The organism is Phytohabitans rumicis (genome assembly GCF_011764445.1).
GTDB lineage: Bacteria > Actinomycetota > Actinomycetes > Mycobacteriales > Micromonosporaceae > Phytohabitans > Phytohabitans rumicis.
On sequence record NZ_BLPG01000001.1, the window covers coordinates 129,565 to 152,801 of the forward strand.

The window sequence follows — 23,237 nt, forward strand, 5'->3', positions numbered from 1 at the left end:
ATGTACACGATTTCCCTGGGCGACGACGGCGCGCAGCTGCGCCCGCTGGAGCCGTGGCGGGCCGAGGAGTTCCTGGCCCACATCGACCGCGGGCGCGAGTTCATCGGGCGGTACGTCGGACTCCCGGACGTCGTCACGAGCCCGCAGTCGAGCCGCGCGTTCCTCCAGTCGTACGCGGACAAGGCCGCGGCCGACGCCGGGCGGATCTACGGCATCTGGACGGACGGCACACTGGTCGGCGGGGTGCTGTTCAAGACGATGGACGTCGAGCGCGGGACCGCGGAGGCCGGCTGCTGGCTGGAACCGTCGGCGGCGGGCAAGGGGCTGGTCACCCGGGCCGCCCGCGTGATCATCGACTGGGCCATCGACGAGCGCGGCATCCACCGCGTGGAATGGCTGGTCGCCGCGGCGAACGAGGCCAGCATCGCGGTGGCACGGCGGCTCGGGATGAGCAAGGACGGCGTGCTGCGGGAGAGCTACGCGCACCGGGGCGAGCGGCACGACATCGAGGTCTGGTCGGTGCTCGCGCCGGAGTGGCGCCGTTAGGCTGCGACTATTCGGCAACCGAGCGGGGGTGGGTGGCGATGGCGTCGGTGGACTCCGTCGATCCGGTCGTGGACGCGGCGCGGGCCGTGCCGCTGGCGTCGGCGCAGGCGTACCAGGAGGCGGTCGACCAGCTCCGGGCGGCCGCGGCGGCGTACTACAGCGGGCCCGACCTGGACATGGACGACGCCACCTACGACGGGGTGATGGCGCGGGTGGCGGCGACCGAGGCCGCCCACCCGGAGTGGAAGGACGCGCGGTCACCGACCGAGACGGTGGGTGCCGGCGGGGGCGTCGGCGGCGACATCGTGCACAGCGAGCCGATGCTCAGCCTCGATAACGTCTTCGGCGAGGAGGCGCTGCGCAAGTGGGCCGCCCGGCTCGACAAGGTGATCGGCCACCCGGCCGGCGGCTACACGGTCGAGCCGAAGATCGACGGCCTCGCGATCGCCGCGCGGTACGCCGGCGGCGAGCTGACGCTCGTCGCCACCCGCGGCGATGGCCGGGCCGGCGAGGACGTCACCGGCCAGGCCCGCCGGGCTGCTGGGCTCCCGGCCCGGCTGCGCGAGCCGGTGACGCTCGAGGTCCGCGGTGAGGTCTTCATGACCGACGCGGACTTCGCCACGGCCAACGCGCTGCGCACCGGGCACGGCGAGCCGGCGTTCGCGCACCCGCGCAGCGCCGCGGCGGGCACCCTGCGCGCGCAGGACCGGGCGTACGACGCCCCGCTGTCCTTCCTGGCGTACGCGGTGCACGGGCTCGACGGCGGCGACGGCGAGCCGATGCCGCACTCCGCCGCCATGGCGCTCATCGAGGAGCTGGGCGTCGCCACGACCGCCGGGTCGCCGGCCGGCATGCCGGTGTGCGCGACGATCGACGAGGTGGTCACCGCGGTGCAGGCGCTCACGGCCGCGCGGGGCACGCTCGGCTTCGGCGTCGACGGCGCGGTCATCAAGGCCGACCAGCCCGCCGACCGGGCCGCCGCCGGGTCGTCCAGCCGCGCGCCGCGCTGGGGCATCGCCTACAAGTACCCGGCGGACACCCGCACCACGACGCTGCTGCGCATCGAGGTCCAGGTCGGCCGCACCGGCGTCATCACGCCCGTGGCCGTTCTCGATCCGGTACAGATCAGCGGCGTCATCGTCACGTCCGCGACGCTGCACAACTTCGACGACCTGGTCCGCCGCAACGTACGGGCCGGCGACACCGTCTTCGTCCGCCGGGCCGGCGACGTCATCCCCGAGGTGACCGGCGCCCAGCTCGACCTGCGCCCGGCCGACTCGGTGCCGTTCGAGCCGCCCACCCACTGCCCGCGCTGCGGCGGCGACATCGACCGTGCCCAGAAGCGCTGGCGCTGCACCCGCGGCCGGGCCTGCGGCGCGCACGAGTCGCTGGCCTACTACGCCGCCCGCACGTCGGTGGACATCGAAGGGCTCGGCGACAAGATCATCGACGCAGTGGTCAAGGCCGGTCTGGTCACCGACCCCGCCGACCTGTACGACCTCGACGTGCCCGCCCTGGCCGCCCTGGAGCGGCTCGGCGAGGTGTCCGCCACCAAGCTCGTCGCCAACATCCAGGCGTCCAAGGCCCAGCCGCTGTCCCGCGTGCTCACCGGCCTCGGCGTACGGATGACCGGCCGGTCCATGTCCCGGCGGCTGGCCCGGCACTTCGGCACCATGGACGCGCTGCTCGCCGCCACCGTGGAGGACCTGCAACGGGTCGAGGGCGTCGGCCCGGAGCGCGCGGTCACCATCGCCGCCGAACTGGTCGAGCTGACCCCCGTCATCCGCAAGCTCGCCGACCGCGGCCTCGCCATGACCGAGCCCGACGCCACCGTCCACGACGTACCGCCCGAGGGTGCCGCGCTGCTGCCCCTGCAGCGCCCGGACGGCACGCCGATGACCGTGGTCGTCACCGGCTCCGTGCCCGGCCTCACCCGCGACGAGGGCAACGAGGCCGTCGAACGCCTCGGCGGCCGGTCGTCCGGCTCGGTCTCCAAGAAGACGGACCTCGTCGTCGTCGGCGACGGCGCCGGCTCCAAGGCCGACAAGGCCGCCCAACTGGGCATCCGCGTCATGCCGGCGGCCGACTTCGCCGCCCTCATCCACGAGATCCAGAACCCCGCCCTCTGACCCCGCCCCTGACCCGGCCCGCGGCCCCGGCGCCGGGCGCCGCGCCGATCAAGGCTTTGCCCGTCGATCAAGGCTTTGCCCGTCGATCAAGGCTTTGCCCGTCGATCAAGGGCGAACGGTCGTGGTTCGATCTCCGATTCACGACCATATGCCCTTGATCGACGCGGAAAGCCTTGATCGATGCGCGAAGTCCTTGATCGGCGTGCGAAGGCCGCGGACGGCGGTACGCGGCGGCGCGTGTGACGGGGGCACACCGCTTGGTTGTTGAAGTTTCAAGGTCAAGGGCTGGAGACTGGCGACGCAGTTGAAGCTTCAAACGAACCCCGGAGGAACCGCCGTGACCACCACCCTCAGCGTCGGCAAGGCGTCCTGGAAGTCCACCGTCACCGCGGCCGGCCTCGCGGCGCTCGGAGCGCTGGTCGCCAACAGCGTCATCGCGCTGGTCAGCCGCGGCCCGCTCGACGCCCCGGCGGAGTTCCAGCCGCTCACCCCGGCGGCCTACGTGCCGCTCACGATCCTGGGCGTCATCGCCGGCGCGGTCGGCTGGCGGCTGAACGTCGGCCGGAGCCGCAACGCCGCAGCCATGTTGCGCACACTCGTGCCCATCGTGGTGGCCGTGTCCCTGATCCCGGACGTCGCACTGCTGGTGGACACCGAGATGCAGCCCGGCATCACGACGACCGGCGTGGTGGCGCTCATGCTGATGCACGTGGCCGTCGCCGCGGTCGCCGTCCCGACCTTCCGTCGCTTCATGCCACCACAGCAACACGCCGCGTGAGCACTATCCACTGTGGGGTGGGCGTTCTCTACTCCTCCGAACGGCGCCGCGGTATCGGGCGTGCCGGGGACCTCGCGTGGTGCTCGGGCCGGGCCTGACCAACCGCTCAGTCACGAATCACCGCATCCGCTGCGTCCGACCGAGCATCGTGCAAGTCTCCACCAGGGAACCAGGCGCCCGGCCGACCACCGCGCGACAGCGCGGTGGGTGGCGCCTCAATCGTTGACACAGGAGGCACGAGCATGGCTGCGATTGACACCGCGCTGAAGGATGCGATGAACATCGAGGGCGCGATCGGTGTCGCGCTCGTCGACTACTCCAGCGGCATGACCCTCGGGTGGCCGGTGGATCGGCGGAACTGGACCTGACCGTGGCGGCGGCGGGCAACACCGACGTGGTGCGGGCCAAGATGCGCACGCTGGAGATGCTCAACATCGCGGACGGCATCGAGGACATCCTGATCACGCTGGACACGCAGTACCACCTGATCCGCCCGCTCGGCACGCGTGGCGGCAAGGGGCTGTTCCTCTACCTGGCGCTGAGCAAGTCCCGGGCGAACCTGGGCATGGCTCGGCATCAGTTAAGGATGATCGAGTCGTCGATCGAGATCTGAGCCGGACGATGAGCGAGCCGAGCATCAGTCAGATCATCACCAACACGGTGAAGGAACTCCGGCAGAACGTGCCGGACTGTGTGGCCGCCGGGATGGTGGACATGTCCACCGGCATGCTCCTGGCCGTCGACACCGTCGACAGCCACCCGGGTGAGGTGCTCGACCTGCTGGCCGCCGCGACGTTCGACATGTTCCAGGGCCGCAACGTGGTCATGATCGAAGAGATGTTCAACAAGCGCCGGGCATCGACAACGCGGGCCACTACTTCCGGGAGATCCTGGTCAACAGCGAGAACCTCGTGCACCTTTTCATCCGCAGTTCGATGGCGGAGGACATGGTGTCGGTGGTCGTCACCCGCCGGTCGGTGAACATCGGCATGCTCTTCGCCCAGGCCAGGATGGTGATGCGCCGCCTGGACGCCAGCCTTGCCGGCTGACGGCCGCCGGGCCGAGGTCTCATGTGGATCGACGATGTCGTCTGGAAGGACGCGCTGCGGATAACCGGTGCGCGCGCCGTCATCGTGACCGCCATCGAGACCCGGACCCGGCTTCAGATGGCCACCGTCCGGGACCTTCCCGACGGCGACAGCGTGACGGCGCTGGCGGCCGGCCTGGCCGAGACGGCCGCCGAGTTGGTCCGTCTCACGGATTCCGGCTCCACTATGGACGACCTGGTGGTCACCGGGCCGACGTGGTTCCACGTGCTGCGGACCGTGCGGAGCCAGGACGCCGGCGGCTGCGTCGCGCACCTGATGCTCGACCGCCGTACCGCCAACCTCGCGATGGCCCGGCGGGAGTTCCGGCACCTGCTCGACCCGGCCGCCCGCGGTCCGGCCCGGGAACGCGCCTCCGCCACCGCCAAGCCGGCCGCCGGCGCGCTGCCGCGGCGTACCCCGGCGGCGCCCGGACCGGCGGCGGTGGCGGCGCCGCACGCGTCACCGATGTGGTTCACCTCGCTGGTCGGCGAGCCGTTCGAGGCCGACCGGCGCACGCTGCGCCGGGTCCGCGACGGCCTGCACCGGCTCGCCTGACCAGTGTTAGTACGGAGGTTTTCGATGAATGACATCAACGCCGAGGAGCAGGTCAAGGCGGCGTACGCGGAGATGGAGTCGCTGCGGCACACGGTCAGCGGCGTCCTGGGGTCGGTGATCGCGGGCGTGGACGGACTGCTGATCCTGCACGACCTCGGCACCGGGCCGGAGCCGCACGACCTGGCGGCGCTGGCGGCGGCGACGTTCGGGCTGGGCCGGCAGACCGGCCTCGCGCTGCGTCACGGGCCGTTTCGGGAGTCCACCGTCCGCAGCCTCAAGGGCTACTTCTCCGTGTACGCCATCGGCGACTCCGCCCTGCTGGCGGTGCTGGGCGGTGAGGGGCTGAACATCGCCCGGCTGCACATCGAGGCGCGCGGCGTGACCAGCCGGCTGACCCCATGGTGGGGTGCACCTGGCCGTCCAGTCACGGCTGTAGATAGCCCCAAATGGGATCTATCTCTCGTGCCATGGTCGATAATGAGGTGGTGTCAGCCCCGGACCGGATCCCCTACGAGCGCTACTTCGAGATCTTGGTGGTGCCGGAGCGCGGCGTGCCGTTGCACTCGTACGCCTACCTGCGGCGGCTCACCTCCGGGATGCTGGAGGACTCGCCGGTGTGGGACACGCACACGCACCTGGGCCGGGACCGGGACGGCCGCGCGCTGGACCTGGACGACCTGCTGCGCGACCTCGACGAGTACCACGTCGACGGCGCGGTGGTCTTCCCGTTCGACGACCCCGAGCAGGGCGACGACTTCCGGGTGCCGAACGACCGGATCTGGGCCGCGCACGAGAAGGCGCCCGAGCGGCTCATCCCGTTCATGCGGCTGAACCCGGGCGGGCCGTGGGAGCCGGAGTACACCCGGTGCCGGGACCGCGGACACCGCGGGATCAAGCTGCACCCGCGGGCGCAGGACTTCACCCTGGACTCACCGGCCGTCAAGGAGTTGCTGGCGCAGGCGGCGGCGGATCGGCTGCCGGTGCTCATCCACACCGGGTACGGCATGCGGGCGGTCTCCAGCGACCTGGCGCGGATCGCCGAGGCGCTGCCCGACCTGCGGCTGATCCTCGGCCACTCCACGTTCATCGACATGCCCGGGCGATCTCGGTGCTGGCCCCGTACCCGAATCTGTACTTCGAGACCTCGGTGGTGCGGGCCTACGACCTGTACGCGGTGCTGGACACCATCGACCCGTCGCGGGTGCTCTACGGATCGGACCTGCCGTACGCCAGCAGCGCCAACTCGCTGCACGAACTGGCCGTCATGGCCAACATCGCCGGGATCGACGTCGCGCGCTTCGCCGACCTCTTCGGCGGCAACCTGCTGCGGCTGCTCGGGCGGCGGTGAGCGCGGTGGACGAGGGCGGCCGGGTGGTGTTGCGGGGCAGCGATCCGCTGGAGGTCTGCGAGGAGGTGGTGGCGCGCGGGCTGCATCCGGAGGGCGTCGACGTGGACACCGGCACCCGCGTACTCCCGCTGGTCCTGGACGACCGGAACCACCTGCTCACCTGGATCCGCCTGTACTCCCGTTGCCTGGCCGCGCGCAGCCTGCTGCTGGCCGGCGCGGCCGACCGGTGCATGTGGGAGATCGAGGCGGCGCTGATCGCGGCCGCGGACCCACCGTGCTTCCTGGACGAGGTGTACCTCGCCGAACTGGTCCAGTTGCTCCGCTCGGCGCAGCGGGCGATCCTCGCCGGCGAGACCGACATCGAGCACCACGGACCGTACGTGGCGGTCACCATGGCCGAGAACCTGTGCGCCACCCGGATGATCCGCCGCGAGGTCCACCAGGACCGGCGCCAGTACCCACGTACCTAGTGCGACACCGCCCTAGCGACGGCCGAGTACCCGCAGGCCCGCGCCCCGCCGAGGAGCGCCACTCCGGCCACGATGATCGCGCCGAACGCGAGGCCCGTCCGCGGCAGGTCGCCACCTCCTCCCCGCCGTCGGTCGGGCTCGGCGCGGGCGTCGGTGTCGGGGTGACCGGCGTGGACGACGGCGCTATCGAGACCTGGATGTCGATCTGCGCCGGGCTCGGCTCCAGCGCCGCCGGCCCACCCAACGCGGCCAGCGCCACCACGACCAGCGCGACGCCGCGGGCCGCCGGCACCGCCGCGGGCAGGTCGTCGAAGCCGGGCTGCGCGGCCAGCCGGCGGGCCCGCCGGCGCCGCCACCACACCAGCAGGGGTACGGCGAGCGCCGCCAGCAGCACGGCGATGACGAGCCAGGGCAGCGCCCACAGGAGCGGGACTCGCTCAGTGACTCCAGCGCCCCCGACTGCGCCGTCGGGTTGACGATGACCTCGGCGCTCAGCCGCCCGGCCGGGAAGACACCGGACACCTTCCGGGTCAGCCGGACCTCCGAGTCCGGCAGCAGCTCGGGGATGTCGATCAGTTCGCTGTTGGCCACGCGTACGCCCAGCGGCCCCTTGACGACCACCCGCGAGGTACCCGAGAAGCGCACGTTGCCGAGGTTCGCGACCCGGTACGTGACGGTCATGTCGCGGCCGCCGAACGGCTGCAGCGGGTTGTCGTACTGGACGTCCACGGCGGTGATCTGGGCGACCGGCTGGAGCGGTCCGTCCACCCGCAGGTAGACCCGCGCGGCCACCCGACGCTCCACGTTGACCTGCTGGCCCTCCGCGTTCGTGGTGGCCTCGGTGGCGGAGGCGATGATGCCGCCGATGTGGTCGCCCGGCTCGGCGTTCGCGGGTACCTTCAGCCGGAACGGGATGTCCACCCGCTTGCCGACCGGCACGGTGTACTGCTTGACCTGCAACGCGACCCACGAGCCGACGCCCTTCGGCTGCTGGTTGGCCAGCATGAGCGCGAAGCCGCCGTCCGGGGCGTTCAACGCGTCGGTGGCGTAGATGTCCACCTTCAGCGGCTTCTTGCCCAGGTTGCTCACCGCCACCCAGTCGGCGATCTCCTCGCGCGGCTTGAGCGTGTACTCGAAGCGGCTGCGCCCGCTGGGTCCGCTGCGGCTGGACGGGACGACGCTCCACTTGAACTCGTCGCCGGGCGCGGCCGCTGACGCCGGCAGGGCGGGCAGCGCCGCGACCGCCAGAGCCAGGACGGCTAGGAAAAACCCGGGTCGGCCAATTCTCATGATGAGGCTCCTCGGAACAGGCATGCGGCGGAGGTGCCGCAGGCTTGCGCCTGCGACACCTCCGCCTGGGTCACCCGTGGCGGGCGCGACCAGCTCGGCGTTCAGAACGACGAAGGGTCAGGCCAGCGTCAGGGTCAGGGTGGCGGCGTACGAACCCGGGTTGGCGGTGTCCGGGATGGCCAGGCTCAGGCCCGCGCCGGCGGTGAAGACGCCCGCGCTGCCGCCCGAAGCCGCGGAGGCCAGGGTGCGGGGCGCACCCAGGTTCCCCGCGGCACCCGCCGTGACCGTGCCCGAACCGCTGGTCTTCGCCGCGGACGGGGTCCACGTGAGGGCCGAGTTCGGGATGGTGGTCGTGGCCGGGACCGTGTTGAAGTCCTCCAGCTGGCCGGTCAGGGTCCAGCCGGCGTTGCTGCCGCGCTGGTCCGTGACGGTGGCCGTCTGCAGGTTGCCCGTCGCCGCGCCGCCGACGACGCCGCCGGTCAGGCTCGTCGTGTTGCCGGCCACCGTCAGGCTGAACGCACCCGGGGTGATGTCGGCGACGATCTCCTGCTCGGTACCGCCGGGCGGCGGACCCTCCACCGTGACGGACACCGGGCTCGAGGTCGACCCGAGGAAGTCCGCTCCGGTGGCGGGCGTGAACACCGCGGTCAGCGAGTGCGTACCCGCCGGCAGCGTGGCGGTCAACGTGGCCGTACCGCTGCCGACCGGGGCCGAACCGACCACGGTCGAGCCACGCCGGAACTCGACGGTGCCCGTGGCGGTGCCCGGGGACACCGTCGCGGTGAGGGTCACCGTCGCGCCGGACGGAATCGTGCCGGACGGCGAGACGGCGAGCGTGGTGGTCGTCGCCTCAGGGCCGGAGTCAACGGCCCAGTTGCCGCCGGTGACCTCGATGGGGATCTGGAACTCGTCGGCGTGCCGGCCCAGGGTCAGGCTGAAGCACTCCACGATGACCCACCACGTGCCGGCAGCCGGCGCGGTGCCGCCCAGCGCGGTGGTGAACGAGCGGTTCGCGCCCACCGAGATGGGAGCGGTGTCGTACCCGCCGCCGCCCAAGGCCGGGGCGAGGTTGGAGTAAGGCCCGCCCGGCCGGCCGACCCGAAGCGCCGCGTTCTCCCCGTACCCGGTGGGGCAGGCAGCGGAGGTCGTCGCGTTGGCGAACATCGGCGAACCGGCCACGGTGCCGCTGGTCTGCGACAGCGTGATGGTGCCAAGCGACGCCGCCTGCGCGGGTGACGCGACGGCGACGAGCACGCCCGCCGACATGACGGCCGCACCAAGCAGCGCGCCCGCGCGAGCGAACATACGCTTGCTCATGAATCACTTCCTCTCATTGAGGATGTTGCTCAGGCCAGGTCCTGGTGACCCGGCCGGTCATCAGGTTCCACGCAGGCTTTGACCCGGCAGGCAGGCCAATCTCTCCGCCGGACGTGCGGAAGGCGAATTCTCGGTGTCCGCACCTCAGCTCGATGAGGATTCAGCCGAAACGGCCGTGGACGTAGTCGGACGTACGAGGGTCCTGCGGGTGGTCGAACATCGCCGACGTCGGTCCATGTTCGACGATCACGCCGGGTGTGCCGTGCGAGGCGAGGAAGAACGCGCATTGGTGCGACACGCGGGCCGCCTGCTGCATGTTGTGTGTGACGATGACGATGGTGACTTCGTCGGCCAGCTCCCCGATGGTCTCTTCGATGCGCCGCGTCGACGTGGGGTCGAGCGCCGAGCACGGCTCGTCCATGAGCAGCACCCGCGGGCGTACGGCCAGCGATCGCGCGATGCACAGCCGCTGCTGCTGGCCGCCGGACAGCGCGCCGCCCGGCTGCCGGAGCCGGTCCCGGACCTCCTTCCAGAGCCCGGCCTTGGTGAGCGTCTCCTCCACCAGGTCGTCGCGCCCGCGCTTGGAGGTCCGGGTGCCGGTGAGCTTGAGACCGGCCACCACGTTGTCGTAGATGGACATGGCCGGGAACGGGTTCGGCTTCTGGAAGACCATGCCGACCTGCCGGCGGGCGTCGGTGATGCGCCGGTCGGCGGAGTACAGGTCGCGGCCGTCGAGCAGCACCTCCCCGGCCAGCGACGCGTTGGGCACCAGCTCGTGCATCCGGTTGAGGATGCGCAGGAACGTCGACTTCCCGCAGCCGGACGGCCCGATCAGCGCGGTCACCTCCCCGGCCGGCATGGTCAGCGACACCCGGTCGAGGACCTTGTGGTCGCCGAACCAGGCCGAGATCGACCGGGCCTCCAGCGTGGCCAACCCTTCCCGGTTGGTCGCCGCCACGGGGGCCGTCGCGGTCAGCGTCGGGGCTTGCAGCTCGGTCACCACACTGTCCTTTCTGGACCGTTACTACAGCTGGACCGTTACAACAGGTTGGGCAGCAGCCGGGCGGCCTGGTCGGCGATGGCGAGCCCGAGCGCGCCCAGCACCGGTGCGCCGACGATCCACGCCTGCCAGCCGCCCCACCGGTTCCGGAGGTACGTGACGGCCAGGGTGGCCAGCAGCAGCGCCTGCCCCCAGAGCATCAGCGGCGTCCACGCCCCCGGGTCAATCGCCATCGCGGCCTCGGCGCCGGGCAGCGAGGCGGCGCCGAACTTGCGCGCCGGGGCCGGCTGTGCGGGCGTGACCAGGTCGGCGTCCACCCGCAGCAGGTCCTGCGGGATGAACGGGTCGCCGTCCGCGGTGACCAGCGTGAGCCGCCCCTGGCCGGCCGCGAGCGCCGGTGGCGCCGGGTCGCCCGGGCGGCGCAACCCGGTGACCCGGTACGTGTGCTCGCCCTGCCCGGTGGTCACGATGACCGCGTCGCCGGGCAACAGCAGGTCGAGGTCCAGGAACGGTCCGCCGTACGCGGCGCGGCGGCCCATCACGACGCTGGTGCCGGACTGTCCCGGTAGGACGGTGTCGCGGCGGTGCCCGGGCCCGTTGCGCAGCACGTCGCCGCTCGTGCCCTCGAAGACGACGGTGCGCAGCCCGACGGCCGGGATCCTGAGCACGGCGACCGCCGAGCCGGGATCGACGAGGCGTTCCCGCCCGTTCTCGGCGCCGTCGGCGTACTCCACCCGCGTCTGCCCGACCGGGGCGGTGCCGCGGGCCAGCTCCGCGCGAAAGTCGGAGAACGCGGTCTGCTGGTTGCGCGCGTACTGCAGCTGGGACACCAGGGTCAGGTGGACGACGAAGCCGAGCGTGAGCGCGGCGAGGATGCTCAGCGCGATGCCCGGCACCTGGAGGGCGAGCCGGACCTGCGGCTGCGGCGCCGGTGCCGGCCGTGGCGGCAACACCGGCGCATCGGGCGGGCTGGCGCCCGGCGGCCGCTCGACGGTGACGGTCATGGCTGACCGTCCGGCCAGTCGACGGGCTCGGGCTCGGGCCGGCGGCGCCGGGTGACGAACAGCGCGCCCGCGCCGAGGCCGACCAGGGCGAGGCCGGAGGCGCCGATGGCGATCAGCGGCGTGCCGGTGCTGGCCAGCGACCCGCCGCCGCCGTCGCCGTCGCCATCACCGTCCCCGTCGCCATCACCATCTCCGTCGCCGGCTGTGGTGATCTCGTACGTCAACACGGGCGAGGTGGACGCCGCGAAGTCGGCGGGCGTGGTGGGCACGAAGGTCGCGGTGAACGAGTGGTCGCCGGCGGCCAGCGCACTCGTCGCGTACGTGGCCTTGCCGTCCACCAGTGCGGCCGTGTCCAGCAGCACCGTGCCGTCGCGGAACTCGACGTTTCCGGCGGCTCCGGCCGGCCTCACCGTCGCGGTCAGCGTCACGTCGGCCCCTTCCTCGGCCGACCCGGTCGGGGCGGCGGCGAGCGCGGTCTGGGTCGTCGCCGGCTCGGGCGCCTCCCCGACCACGTAGTTGGGCTGCGCGCCGCTGGACGTCTGGTAGTCGTCGGGCTCCGCCGGCACGAAGGTGGCCTGCAGGTCGTACGCCCCGTCCGGAAGGGTGCCGGCGGGCAGCGTGTGGGCGGCCTGGCGCCCGGTGAGTGGGACCGTGGTGATGTCCGTGAAGGTCGAGCTGCCGGCGGGCCGCCGCTGGAACGTCACGCTCCCCGCGGGCTCGGCGGCCTCGTCGCCCTCGACCGCCACGGAGGCGGTCAGCGCGACCGCCGAGCCCGAAGGCGCGGGGCTCGCCGGCGCGACGCCCAGCGTGGTCTTGGTCTTCTTCGCGCTCCCCGGGACGGACACGACGAGTTCGGTGGGCTCGGCGGTCGTCGAGGGACGGTACGCGCTCTCGTCGCCGGGCATGAAGGTCGCGGTCAGCTCGATGGTGAGGCTGGTCCGGCCGCCCTCCAGCGTGAACGTCGCCTGGAGGGTGGCGGTGCCGCCGCTCACCGGCGCGGCGCCGATCGCCGTCGCCGACGTGGTCGTCTCGTCCTCGCGGTAGAACGTCACCGTTCCCCCGGCGGCGGCCGGCGTGACGGTGGCCGTCAGCGTCACCGGCTCGCCCGCCGGGACGCTGCCGCTGGGCGAGACCGCCAGCGTGGTCTCGGTCTCCGCCGCGGTGCTGCACGAGGTGCCCTGGAACCAGTCCTCGCCGCACACGAAGATCGGCGTCTGGAACACCTCGGGATGCGGGTCGCCGATCAACGGCCAGCAGTCCGCGGTGATGAACCAGGCGCCGTCGGCCGGGGTGCTGCCCACCGCCGCGGCGAAGGAGCGGTTCGGCTCGAACTGCACCGGCTTCTGGTCGAGGTCGCCGCCACCGACCGCCGGCGACAGGTTCCGGTACGGCACATCCGGCCGGCCGATCTTCAGGTTCGAGTTCTCCCCGAAGCCGGCCGGGCAGGCCGCGGACGTCACGGCGCTGATGACCATCGGGCTCTCGGTGACCTTGCCGCTGGTCTTCGCGAGCGTGACCGTGCCGAGCGCGGCGGCCGCGGGCCCGGCCGAGCCGACGAGCAGTCCGGCCGTCAGCACGCCGCTGGACAGCACGGCGGCCGCCGCCAGGGCGAGCCAGCGTCGGAGCGTTCGGTGTGCCCTCATGTCACGCGTCCTTCCGTTCACACGGGGGTCCGGGCGGCCTTGGTGAGGCCGCCCGGACCGGGGTAACGCCTGAGCCCTCGGTCAGGTGTTGAACCGCAGGTCGGTGTAGCCGCAGGCGGCGTCGAGCGGTGACACCTGGGTGGTGCGCCGGCCGAAGCCGAACAGCTCGATCACGTTGTAGGTGGTGCCGCCGTCGGTGACGGTGGCGGTGCAGACGTCCGAGTCGGCGCCGGTGAAGGTGTCGTCGATCTCGGCGTTGCTCAGGTCCGCGGTCGGCACGACGTTGTAGACGTCCCGGCGCAGGGTGTAGTTGGTGTTGACCACCAGGGTGGTGCGGTTGAAGGGCTGCTCGGCCGAGCTGAGGCCGGTCAGGTACGCGTCACCGCGCCGGTCGGTCACGGTCACGCCGGTCGCCCCGGCGATCGTGGCGGCCCGGCTCTGCGCGATGAACTGGGCGGCCGAGAACGGCACCACCTGGGTGAGGTTGCCGTTCAGGATCGTGCCGTCGTGCTCCTGCACGCGCGGGTGCACCGGGGTCACCGGGCTGCCCGTGGCGAGGCAGGCGTAGTCGCCAAGGGCGATCTCGGCCTCGGTCATCTGCATCCGCTGCAGCCAGAACTGCCAGGTGCCCGAGTCGGCCTGGATCATTCGCGGCGTCACCGGGTTGCCGGCGATGTTGTTGGTGAAGCACTTGTAGACCCGCTGCACCTGCGCGAAGGAGACGTTGTTCGGCAGGTCGCCGTTGACGTTCTTCGCCAGCGTCATCGCGTCCACGCCGAACGGGATGTAGGTGAGCGTCCCGGTGCTCGACGGCGTCGTGCCGCCGCCGTAGCTGGACGACCGCGCGAAGTCCGCGCAGCCGACCACGTTGGCGCCGAGGTAGAAGCCCGCACCGCCGTGCGTGCCGCCCAGGTTCTCACCCTCCGAGGCCCGCAGCGCCTGCCGGCCGGCCCCCGAACCGTTCGGCCGGGTGAACGTGCAGCCGGTCGCCTTGGTCTTGATGGTGCTGGTGCCGCGCGCGTCCCACGAGGCGATCACCCCGGCGCCTTCGACCGCGGCGCCCAGCCCGTTCACGGCGTCCTGGGTGGTGTCCGAGCCGACGCCGGTCAGGATCCGGTAGTCCGTGGGCGACGGCGGGTCAGCGACAGCCGGGGTGGCCGCCATCGCCACGGCGAGGACGGCGGTAAAGCCGACCACCACCGCGTTGCCGATGGTCTTGACCTTCATATGTGCTCCCTTTCTCCATGCAAGGACGAGCCGCAGTCATCGTCGCGGCGTTGCGCGCGTGCTTTGCCTCGCCAACACGTAGGCCGGATGAACGGTCATTGTCGGTTTGCCCTACGCGTACGGGTCGCCAGCCGCTGCATGATCGGCCCGGCCACCCCGCCGAGCAGGCCCATGACGAGCGCCACCACGAGCAGGAAGCGGATCATCCCCAGTGGACTGCCGAGCGTCGACTGGGCCACCGGGGCGACGGTGGGTCGCGTGGTGGGCGCGCTGAGCCCCGGCGACGGCGCGAGTCCGCTCGCCGGCACGCTCGCGGGTGGTGTGGTGGGGCTCTGCGAAACGCTGTCCGTCTGCGGTGGCGTGGTCGGCGCGACCCAGTTCTGGAGCTTGTCCGCCGCGCTCATCGTCTGCTCGCGCAGGGCCGCCGTCAGCGGGGCGTACCCCTCGGGAAGCTGGCCGTCGGCGGGTCCCGGCTGCTGGCCCGTGCCCGCGGAGTAACGCAGCAGCGCGGCGTAGTCGCGGCGGGCGTCCGCCGGCTCGCTGGTGTCCGCGACCGCGTACGTGATGGTGGTCAGCGGGTACGCCCCGGCGGTCGTCCAAGCCTTGGCCGGGTCGATGGTGCTGACGCCGGTGACCTGGCTCGGCACCGCGGCGGCGAGCGCGGCCGTCATCGCGTCGGCGGTGGGGGCCCGGCAGTCGGTCGCGGTGAACTTCCCGTCCGTGCCCCGGCCGGCCTTGCAGAGCTTGGCGGTGTACAGCCCGTACCGGGCCGCCGAGGCGGAGTCCGTGATGGACAGTGCGAACCGGTACCCCGGACTCTGCCGCGCGATCGTGTCGAACCTCGGCAGGTTCGGGTCGAAGCTCGAGTTGCCCTCGGTGTTGGTCGTCATCTGGTTGCTGCTGGCCTTGGGATCGGCGCGCAGGGTCTGCAGCGCCGTCTCGCCGAGGCCGCCCAGGTACGGCCGGTAGCTGAACGTGCAGTTGAGGACCTGGTCGTACTCGGGCACGTCGCCCCGGGCGCAGCTGGGGTCCAGCTTCGGGTAGGTGTCCAGTGTGGTCAGAGACAGTCCCTTGTAGACCGGGTTGACCACCATGCCGCTCTCGTCGGGGGTGCCCGACAGCCACGCCTTGGCCGCCGGGTCCGCGGCGATCCAGCGCCACACCTCGCGCGCCGCGACCGAGCTGCCGACCGTGACCATGAGCCCGTTGAGGGTGTGGCTCTCGATGGACGACCAGCTCTCGAACATCGGGTTGAGGTCGAGGAACTCGCGGTCGAACCGGAGCGAGTGCGGGTTGCTCGCCAGCGGCGGGTACGGGTCGCCCGCGCCGATGGCGACGTCGTACTTGTACGAGAAGGTCAGCAACTTGGCGACCAGCCGCGGGGTGAGCTTGAGGTCGCTGAGCGCCAGCCCGCGCTGCGCGTTGATCTCGGGCGGGAGCACCACCTCGTTCGGATCCTTGAGGTTGGCGTCGATGTTGAGCGCGATGACCGGCCCGCTCAGCGCGACCGGGGCGTGCACCACCGCCGGTTCGGACGCCAGGGTGACCACCGGATCGGCCGTGAAGCCGAGGCCCGGTGCACCGCTGGAAGAGGAGACGACCTGCCGCCCGACCTCGAAGTCGCTGACGGCGGCGTACCCGTAGACCGGCCCGTCGCCGGCGCACAGCGCCGGTTGCCAGGAGGTGATCGCCTCGGCCATCAGCTCGGTACCGGTGGTGCGGCGCTCCGCCTTGGTAAGCGAGCACGCGCCGGCGACCGGGTCGAACAGCAGCGGCACGACGATCCGGTTCTTCCACAGCGCCGGGCGGAACGGGCTGCCGTGCACCGTGGTCGCCGCCGTGCCGTCGTACGGGTTCGTGTGCCCGCGCGGCACGATGACCAGCGAGCACTTCGGCGCCGGCTGGGTCTGGTTGTTCTCGTCGGTGTACGGGGCGCCGCAGCTCAGGTGCGGGGCGAGCGAGGCGTTCTGCATCTCGAACACGACCCGGCCGGCGCCGGCGCCGGTGCTGAGCGCGAACGGCACCTCGTTGGTCGACGCCGGCGTGAAGTGCGTCGCCAGCACCTGCACGTCGGTCATCTCCAGCTCGCGGTGCGGCGGCGCCGGCTCCCGGTACGTCGGGAACGGGTGCTGCGGACTCCCGTCCGCCGTGGCCGTGCCGCCGGCCGGCCGGAAGGGGACGATCGTCGCCTCACCGAGCGCCGCGTCGGCCGGATCGGTCACCGGGTACCCCTCGCCCTGGAACTTCCTGCCCCGGCTGGCGGCGTCGACGCTGACCGCGCCGTTCGCACCCGTGACCGGGGCCAGCAGGCGGGTGCCGAACTGGCAGGTCTCGCGCAGCTTCAGCCCGTCGGGGTCGGCGGGGTCGTTCGGGTCACCCCAGCACTGCATGATCTGCAGGTAGTCGGTGCCGAGCAGGCGGTCCCGCGGGGTCGGCGTGGCACCCGTCCAGGTGATCTCTACCGCCTGGTTGCCGAGGCCGGTGGTCTGCGAGACCGTCACCTCAAGGCCCGCGAACTCGCCCTCGGTGACGCTGACCGTCGTGCCCGCGTTGCTGGCGTCGCCGCGCGCCGGCTCCGCCGCCGGGCGTACCACGAAGAGCCCGCCCGCGGCGAGCAGCGCCACCAGGAACGCCGCGACCCTCGACCGCATCAGGACCGCCCCCGCTGGTCGCCGTCCCGGCGGCCGCGCAGCGCGTGCGCCAGGAACGGCGGCCCGAGCACCAGTCCGACGAAGAGCAGGGCGGCGAGCAGCATCATCGTGTGCCGCAGCTTCCACCCGCCCTCGCCGTCCAGGGACACCGGCACGGCCGCCACCTGCTCGCCGTCGGCAACGCCGCCGCCGTCGCCGGCCGGCAGGCCGGTGTCCGGGTCGATCGCCCCGGCCGAGGCGGTGGGGTTGGCGCTCGCCGAGGGGCCGGTGGTCGCCCCGCCGGTGGTGCTGGTGCCGCCGCTGCCGGCGCACCGGGCGGCCGCGACGACCGGGGTGTCCTGCCGCGCCCCGCCGGTGCCGGCCGGGTTCTGCCGCGACCCCTTCTTGTCGCATTCGGACGGTTGGGCCGCGTTGCGGGCCAGGGTGTTCGTGCCGTCCGGGGAGAACGTCGGGTTGTTGCAGCCGGCGATGTTGATGTCCTTGGTCGGGGCGCCGGGAATCTTCTTCACCTGCTCCATCCCGGCCTTCACCAGGTTGATCGGCAGCGGCGAGTAGCCGAGCACGTCGGCCTGCTGCTGCCCCTCGCACAGGAAGTAGTACGCGAACGAGCTGAGCGTGTACCCCTTGTTCTCGTCGACGCCCAGCTCGACCTTGTGCGGGATCAGCATGTACGAGTACGACGAGAGCGGGTACGTGCGCTTGTCGCTGGACCGGTAGACGTCGTCGAGGATCTGGGTCAGGTAGTCGGCGCTGCTCTTGTTCTCGTTGATCCGGGCCTTGGTCAGCGCGACGGCCACATTGGACGCCGTCGGCTCGGTGTAGTAGCCGGCCTGGTTTAGCAGCTTCACCACCGGGAAGCGGGCGTTGATGGCGTACGAGTACTCGACGTAGGTGATCGCGCCCTCGGCGTTGTCCTGCGCCACGTACCCGGACACGCCGGTCGAGCCGCTCTGCCCGATGAAGCCGTCGCTGGCCCGGAACGGGTAGTTCGACGTGAGCCCGCACGGGGCCGGCTTGCCGAACTTCTTGCAGTACGCGTTCCAGATCGACGGGTACTGCTTGCTCATCCACAGCGTGAACTGGGCGCTGGTGCCGGAGCCGTCCTGGCGTACCACCGGCCGGATGGCGCGGGCCGGCAGGTTGATGCCCGGGTTGTCGGCCTTGATCTCACCGTCGTTCCAGCGCTTGATCTCACCGGTGAAGATCTTCGCGACGACCTCGCCGGACAGCCGCAGGTTGGTGACCCGCCGCCCACCGATCTTCAGGTTGTACATGAAGGACGTGCCACCGGCGACGATCGGCATGTACGCGAAGCCACGGTTCGGCCGGGTGTCCACTCCCCCGAACGCGTCCTTGAGCCCGTAAGGGATCTCCGACACTCCAAAGTCGACGGTGCCGCTGCGGAACTGGGCCCGGCCGTCGCTGGAACCGGTCGACGCGTAGTTGACGAAGATGCCGCGCTGCTGCACGTTGCGCCGCCAGTTGTCGATGGCGTTGGCGCTCCACGTCGACCCGGCGCCGTTGATCTGCACCAACTTCGGGGCGGCCGCGGCCGGGGGCGCCGCCCCGACGAGCACCGCGACCGCGGCGACCGCGCACACCAGCCTTCTTTTCATGACCTCACCTTGTCGGTATCCGCCGGAACCGGGCCGCGCGCCCTTTCCCGCGCGGCGAAGCGCACCGCGTCCCGCCGGGACGCGCGGGCCCGGCGCCGCCGCTGGCCCCGGCCGAGCTGCCCCGGCGCCCGGCCGCCCACCAACCGGGCCAGCGCGAACAGGAACAGCACCAGGACCATCAGCACGGCCGCCGCGCCGAAGGCGCGGGCGATCAGCCCCGGCTCACCGGTCCGCACCATCTGGAACGTGTAGAGCGGCAGCGAGGTCTGCGCGCCCGAGGTCGGGTCGGCGTTCAGCGTCTGCGCGAACCCGGCGGTCAGCAGCACGGGCGAGGTCTCGCCGATGCCGCGCGCGGTGCCAAGGATCACCGCGGTGGTGATGCCGGACCGGGCGGTGGGCAGCACCACGTGCCAGATCGTCCGCCACTGGGACGCGCCCAGCGCCAGCGCCGCCTCGCGCAGCGTGCCGGGCACCAGCCGGATCACCACGTCGGCGGCCCGGATGATGATGGGCAGCATCATCACGCTCAGCGCCAGCCCGGCCGCCAGGCCCGACTTCTGCATGCCGAGGCCGAGAATCACCATCGCGAAGATGAACAGTCCGGCCACGATGGACGGCAGCGCGGTCATCGCCTCGACGATGATGCGGACGAACCGGCTGAACGGGCCCGGCACCTCGCTGAGGAACACCGCGCCGATGATGCCCAGCGGGATGGTGATGGTCAGCGCGATGCCGATCTGCTCCAGGGTGCCGACGATCGCGTGCTTGACCCCGCCGACGCTCAGCGGCTGCAGCGGGCCCGCCAGGCCCATGTCCTGGTAGTAGAAGTTGAGGTGCGCCAGCGCCGAGCGGCCGCGGAAGAACGTGTACCCCACGACCACGACCAGGCCGATCAGCATCACGAACGCGAGGCTGTGGATCAGCGCCGCGGCGAGCCGGTCGCGCACCGCCGGTCCGGACTCGTCGAGCGAGACCAGCAGCGTGTAGATGCCGAGGAACGCCACATAGGACACCACGAGGAAGCCGAGCAGGGCGTCGAACGGGGCCAGCTGGGTGAAGACGACCGACGCGAGCGCGACGGCGGACGCGGCCGCGCCCAGGACCGCGAAGACGTCGGTGCGGCGGGTGTTCGAGGTGCCGCGCCGCGCCTCCGGTTCCCCGGTGTCCGGCGGCGTCCTGGGCAGCGTCGTCGTGGAAGTCATCACGCCTCGCTCGTGGCGCCGGACCGGCTGCGGCTGATGATGATTCCGGCCGCGAAGTTGACGATCAGCGTCATGGCGAAGAGCACCAGGCCGGCGGCCATCAGCGCGGCCAGCGCGACGCCGCTGTCGTCGGAGTATCGCAGCGCGATCAGGGCGGCGATCGACCCGCCGCCGGTCTGCAGGATGTGCGGCTGGATCACGAAGACCATGGAAATGACCAGGAAGACCCCGATCGTCTCGCCGAGCGCGCGGCCGAGCCCGAGCATGGTGCCGCCGATCATCCCGCCGCGCCCGAACGGCAGCACGACCGCGCGGATCATCCCCCACTTGGTGGCGCCCAGGGCGTACGCGCCCTCCCGCTCGCCGAGCGGCGCCTGGGAGAAGACCTCCCGCATCACCGACGCGATGATGGGCGTGACCATCATCGAGACGATGATGCCGGCCACGAAGCTGGACGAGGTGAGCGCGGTCGGGCTCGCCGCCGGGTCCCGCGGGTCGTATCCGTCCACTTCGAACAGTGGAATCCAGCCGAGGTACGTGGTGAGCCAGCGGGGCAGTCCGTCGCCCTGGTCACCCCGTACCAGGATGTGCGGTTGCAGCAGGAAGAAGCCCCAGATGCCGTACACCACGCTGGGCACCGCGGCCATCAGGTCGACCATGTTGACCAGCACCGGCTGGATCCGGCCCGGCGCGTACTCGGAGATGTAGAGGGCCGCGCCGGTGGCCAGCGGCACCGCGATGCTGATCGCGACGAGCGCGATGAGCACCGTGCCGACGAGCACCCCGGCGACGCCGAAGTCGAGTTGGGCCGGCACCCAGTTCTGCGTGGTGAGGAAGTCGAAGCCGACCGCGCGTACGGCCGGCACCGCGCGCACGCTCAGGAAGATCCCGACCAGCAGCATCACCGCCAGCACCACGGTGCCGCCGGCCCGGGCGACGCCCCGGAAGACCACGTCCGAGGGCGCGCGCCGCAGCCGGATCCGGCGCGGCGCGTCCACTGCTTCCGCCATCAGCCCGCGTTCCGCAGCTCTCGCCTCGGCGGCGCCTCGGTGACGCTGGCCCGCCGCCGTCCACGCCGGACACTCCGGGTGCCGGCGACGACCTGGGCTTCCGGCACCGCCTCCAGGAAGCGCTCCAGGTTGTACGTGCACTCCCGGGACCGCAGGTACGACCGGCTGGAGACGGCCACCGGCTCGCCGTCCAGGTCCATCCGCCAGGTCCACTGACCGGTCATCTCGACCGTCGACTCGACCGGCTTGGCCCGCTCATAGTTCGCCTTCAGGTCCAGGACGGCCTGCCGGCAGGAGCCGTACGTCTCGTGGTAGCTGGTGCCGCGACCAAGTGGGCGGTTGTTCGGCGAGACGAGCATCCAGAGGATGCCATCGGCCTCGTCCCCGTCCTTCGACTCGGGCATCGGCGCGGCAAGAAACACGAACCGTGAATGCTGCACCTCTGGTCCCTTCCCCAGTGCCGCGCTCCCCAAATGCGCGGACGGAGATCAGCCTCGTGACGGACGATGACTGAGCGCGCAGGCTCATGCTCACGCCGGACATGCGGAAGGTGAACAGCGAGTAATGAAGCATCCACCGTTCGGGTACATCGTCTAGCCGGACCGGCGCCGGCGGGTCAGCAGCATGATCCCGCCGACGACCGCCAGCACCGCGACGACGCCGGCGACCCAGGCCACGCTCGCCAGCGGGGAACCGGATCCGGTCCGGTCGTTGCTGGCCAGCAGCGGCGTCGGGCCCGGCGTACCGGCGACGGTCGGCGCGGGCGTGGTGGCCGGTGCCCCCGTCGGGGACGCCGTCGCTCCGGCGGTGGGGACCGCCGGCCGCGGCGGCGGAGGCGAGTCGAGGTCGGCCGCGCCGCTGGCCGGCTGCCCGACCTTCCAGGTCCGGCCGGTCACCGTGACCGGCGTGACGAAGCGGTCGGCGTGCTGCCCCAGGTCCTGGCTGAAGCACTCCACGACGACCCACCACTCGCCGTCGGTGGGCGCCCCGGCGAGCGCCGTGGCGAACGAGCGGTTCGGCCGCACGGTCACGGCCTTCCTGTCGTAGCCGCCGCTCATCAGCGGTTTGGCCACATTGGAGTACGGACCGCCGGGTGGGCCGATCCGGACCAGCGCGTCGCTGCCGTACCCGGACGGGCAGGGCTTGGACGCCGTCGCGGTGCCGAAGATCGGGGTGGCGTCGACGGTGCCGCTGCTCTGCGACAGCTTGACGGTGCCCAGCGGGGCGGCTGCCGCGGGTGCCGGCAGGAGCAGGGGCGCCGTGGTGGCCGCGACGAGGACGGCGAGGGCGATCCGGATTTGCTTCACACCGGACGGTCTATTCAGCCTCCACGACGGCCGCCCCAATCCCAGCCACGCGCCAGACGGACAGCGGGTTAACTGCTCGCCCCGCTACAGCGGCGGCCCGGCGTACCGCTCGCCGTCCACGTACGGCCAGGGGTTGGCCACGCACCCGTTGAGAAACAGCGTCTGCTGCATCATCACCGGTGCCAACTTGCCGCGTCCCGGGCACCGTTCATGCGCGAACCCCAGCTCGTGCCCGACCTCGTGATTGACCACATAGGACCGGTACACGTCGAGCGGCACCTTGGCCGCGACGTAGTGGGGCACCGACAGCCGCCAGCGGTCCAGGTTGATGATCACCTTCCCGAGGCCACGGCACGAGGTGTACGACTTGCCGTCCACCCGGTTGTCGACCCAGACCGCGGCGCACATCTCCCGCGCGGTGGCGGCGGTGACCAGGTAGACCGTGAAGTCGTGCCCGCCGCCGTCCGGCACCCGCTGGAAGCGCCGCTGCCCATTGGCGATCCAGCTGCCCGGCGCACCCAGCGCGGAGTCCACCGCCGTGGCGAACCGGGCGACGTCCTCGTCGGCGCCGTCCTCGACGGCCACCCGGTACCGGCGCAGCTGGCCGGCCCGGCCGAGGACCGGGCCGCGCCCGGTGGCGTACTCGAAGGTGCCCGACCCGGTGGACGGCACCGGGCCGGGAAGGCGCAGCACCGGGGTCGGCGATGCGGACGGCGCCGGCGTGGGTGTCGCCGAGCCGCTCGGGGCCGGTGTGGTCGGCGCGCCCGCGTCCCAGACCGGTCCGTCCGCGGCCGGCGCGTCGGGCGAGGCGACCAGCACGCCGGCGAGCGCGAGCACGCCGGCCAAGCTCACCGATGCCAGCGCCACCACCGGACCCCGCCGCCCCCGAGGTGCCCGCCGCCGCCCTACCCGTCCGTACGCCGAGTCACTGATGTTCTTCCGCACATCTATATGTGCGAACCAGACCGCCGTTCGGTTGCGTGAGCTGAGTAACCAACACGACAATGCGCCGGCGCGGCACATCGCGTACGCTCACCTGCACGCCGGGTGCTGCGA

At 72.0% G+C, this 23,237-nt stretch carries 23 protein-coding genes and 1 pseudogene; 9 read left to right on the forward strand and 15 right to left on the reverse strand.

The genetic code is table 11. The features are described from left to right. The 4 genes and pseudogenes from Prum_RS00670 to Prum_RS00685 all read left to right on the forward strand — a co-directional run bounded on the left by Prum_RS00670 (position 1) and on the right by Prum_RS00685 (position 4,066). Positions 1 to 546 (forward strand): GNAT family N-acetyltransferase, encoded by a 546-nt coding sequence (locus Prum_RS00670; protein WP_173073008.1) that lies wholly within the window; start codon positions 1 to 3, stop codon positions 544 to 546. A 38-nt stretch (positions 547 to 584) separates the two neighbouring features. After that, positions 585 to 2,675: an NAD-dependent DNA ligase LigA gene (gene ligA / locus Prum_RS00675; protein WP_173073010.1), complete on the forward strand. Its 2,091-nt coding sequence runs from the start codon at positions 585 to 587 to the stop codon at positions 2,673 to 2,675. 337 nt (positions 2,676 to 3,012) lie between these two features. Further along, a complete protein-coding gene (locus Prum_RS00680) occupies positions 3,013 to 3,453 on the forward strand; it encodes a DUF6069 family protein (protein ID WP_173073012.1) in 441 nt (146 codons plus the stop codon). A 242-nt stretch (positions 3,454 to 3,695) separates the two neighbouring features. Further along, positions 3,696 to 4,066: pseudogene (locus Prum_RS00685) on the forward strand (hypothetical protein). A gap of 28 nt (positions 4,067 to 4,094) precedes the next feature. Here Prum_RS00685 and Prum_RS49025 read toward each other — a convergent pair. Beyond that, positions 4,095 to 4,280, reverse strand: a complete 186-nt coding sequence (locus Prum_RS49025) for a hypothetical protein (protein WP_218576928.1) — start codon at positions 4,278 to 4,280, stop codon at positions 4,095 to 4,097. An 84-nt stretch (positions 4,281 to 4,364) separates the two neighbouring features. Between Prum_RS49025 and Prum_RS49030 the strand changes: the two genes are divergently transcribed. From Prum_RS49030 to Prum_RS48755, 3 genes are read left to right on the forward strand one after another with little or no spacing between them, the layout of a single operon-like run. Beyond that, positions 4,365 to 4,502, forward strand: coding sequence for a hypothetical protein (locus Prum_RS49030; protein WP_218576929.1), 138 nt, complete (start codon positions 4,365 to 4,367; stop codon positions 4,500 to 4,502). 21 nt (positions 4,503 to 4,523) lie between these two features. Continuing rightward, positions 4,524 to 5,096: a hypothetical protein gene (locus Prum_RS00695; protein WP_173073014.1), complete on the forward strand. Its 573-nt coding sequence runs from the start codon at positions 4,524 to 4,526 to the stop codon at positions 5,094 to 5,096. Between the two features lie 24 nt (positions 5,097 to 5,120). Continuing rightward, positions 5,121 to 5,927, forward strand: coding sequence for a roadblock/LC7 domain-containing protein (locus tag Prum_RS48755; protein ID WP_178132630.1), 807 nt, complete (start codon positions 5,121 to 5,123; stop codon positions 5,925 to 5,927). A 98-nt stretch (positions 5,928 to 6,025) separates the two neighbouring features. Here the strand turns inward: Prum_RS48755 and Prum_RS00705 are convergent, their stop codons facing one another. Further along, entirely contained in the window at positions 6,026 to 6,172 is a 147-nt protein-coding gene (locus Prum_RS00705; protein WP_173073015.1) for a hypothetical protein, read from the reverse strand. A 32-nt stretch (positions 6,173 to 6,204) separates the two neighbouring features. Between Prum_RS00705 and Prum_RS00710 the strand changes: the two genes are divergently transcribed. Next, positions 6,205 to 6,444, forward strand: a complete 240-nt coding sequence (locus tag Prum_RS00710; RefSeq protein ID WP_173073017.1) for an amidohydrolase family protein — start codon at positions 6,205 to 6,207, stop codon at positions 6,442 to 6,444. A gap of 5 nt (positions 6,445 to 6,449) precedes the next feature. Further along, the gene (locus tag Prum_RS00715; RefSeq protein ID WP_173073019.1) at positions 6,450 to 6,914 is read left to right on the forward strand and encodes a hypothetical protein; all 465 of its coding nucleotides are present in this window, start codon (positions 6,450 to 6,452) and stop codon (positions 6,912 to 6,914) included. Positions 6,915 to 7,097: 183 nt separating this feature from the next. On the opposite strand, the gene Prum_RS00720 is transcribed toward Prum_RS00715, so the two are convergent. The 13 genes from Prum_RS00720 to Prum_RS00780 form a co-directional block, all read right to left on the reverse strand. Further along, complete coding sequence (locus Prum_RS00720; protein ID WP_173073021.1) at positions 7,098 to 8,204, reverse strand: WxL protein peptidoglycan domain-containing protein; 1,107 nt, start codon at positions 8,202 to 8,204, stop codon at positions 7,098 to 7,100. A gap of 117 nt (positions 8,205 to 8,321) precedes the next feature. Next, entirely contained in the window at positions 8,322 to 9,521 is a 1,200-nt protein-coding gene (locus Prum_RS00725; protein ID WP_173073023.1) for an Ig-like domain-containing protein, read from the reverse strand. Positions 9,522 to 9,681: 160 nt separating this feature from the next. Beyond that, positions 9,682 to 10,479: a phosphate ABC transporter ATP-binding protein gene (locus Prum_RS00730; protein ID WP_425571430.1), complete on the reverse strand. Its 798-nt coding sequence runs from the start codon at positions 10,477 to 10,479 to the stop codon at positions 9,682 to 9,684. An 80-nt stretch (positions 10,480 to 10,559) separates the two neighbouring features. Beyond that, the gene (locus Prum_RS00735; protein ID WP_173073025.1) at positions 10,560 to 11,525 is read right to left on the reverse strand and encodes a sortase domain-containing protein; all 966 of its coding nucleotides are present in this window, start codon (positions 11,523 to 11,525) and stop codon (positions 10,560 to 10,562) included. After that, a complete protein-coding gene (locus tag Prum_RS00740) occupies positions 11,522 to 13,168 on the reverse strand; it encodes an Ig-like domain-containing protein (RefSeq protein ID WP_173073027.1) in 1,647 nt (548 codons plus the stop codon). The genes Prum_RS00735 and Prum_RS00740 overlap by 4 nt, the downstream gene beginning before the upstream one ends. Before the next feature lie 81 nt (positions 13,169 to 13,249). Continuing rightward, positions 13,250 to 14,395 carry a hypothetical protein gene (locus Prum_RS00745; RefSeq protein ID WP_173073029.1) on the reverse strand — a complete coding sequence of 382 codons (1,146 nt, stop codon included), beginning with the start codon at positions 14,393 to 14,395 and terminating at the stop codon, positions 13,250 to 13,252. A 95-nt stretch (positions 14,396 to 14,490) separates the two neighbouring features. Further along, positions 14,491 to 17,046, reverse strand: a complete 2,556-nt coding sequence (locus tag Prum_RS00750) for a hypothetical protein (protein WP_173073031.1) — start codon at positions 17,044 to 17,046, stop codon at positions 14,491 to 14,493. Further along, positions 17,046 to 18,662 carry a phosphate ABC transporter substrate-binding protein PstS gene (gene pstS / locus Prum_RS00755; protein WP_173073033.1) on the reverse strand — a complete coding sequence of 539 codons (1,617 nt, stop codon included), beginning with the start codon at positions 18,660 to 18,662 and terminating at the stop codon, positions 17,046 to 17,048. The genes Prum_RS00750 and pstS overlap by 1 nt, the downstream gene beginning before the upstream one ends. Further along, complete coding sequence (gene pstA / locus Prum_RS00760) at positions 18,659 to 19,864, reverse strand: phosphate ABC transporter permease PstA (RefSeq protein WP_173073035.1); 1,206 nt, start codon at positions 19,862 to 19,864, stop codon at positions 18,659 to 18,661. The genes pstS and pstA overlap by 4 nt, the downstream gene beginning before the upstream one ends. Further along, entirely contained in the window at positions 19,864 to 20,874 is a 1,011-nt protein-coding gene (gene pstC / locus Prum_RS00765) for a phosphate ABC transporter permease subunit PstC (protein WP_173073037.1), read from the reverse strand. Before pstC ends, pstA begins: the two co-directional genes overlap by 1 nt. Beyond that, entirely contained in the window at positions 20,874 to 21,314 is a 441-nt protein-coding gene (locus Prum_RS00770; RefSeq protein ID WP_173073039.1) for a hypothetical protein, read from the reverse strand. The genes pstC and Prum_RS00770 overlap by 1 nt, the downstream gene beginning before the upstream one ends. Before the next feature lie 153 nt (positions 21,315 to 21,467). Next, entirely contained in the window at positions 21,468 to 22,181 is a 714-nt protein-coding gene (locus tag Prum_RS00775; RefSeq protein ID WP_173073041.1) for a hypothetical protein, read from the reverse strand. A gap of 84 nt (positions 22,182 to 22,265) precedes the next feature. Next, positions 22,266 to 23,048: a DUF3152 domain-containing protein gene (locus Prum_RS00780; protein WP_246277551.1), complete on the reverse strand. Its 783-nt coding sequence runs from the start codon at positions 23,046 to 23,048 to the stop codon at positions 22,266 to 22,268. Positions 23,049 to 23,237: the final 189 nt, after the last annotated feature.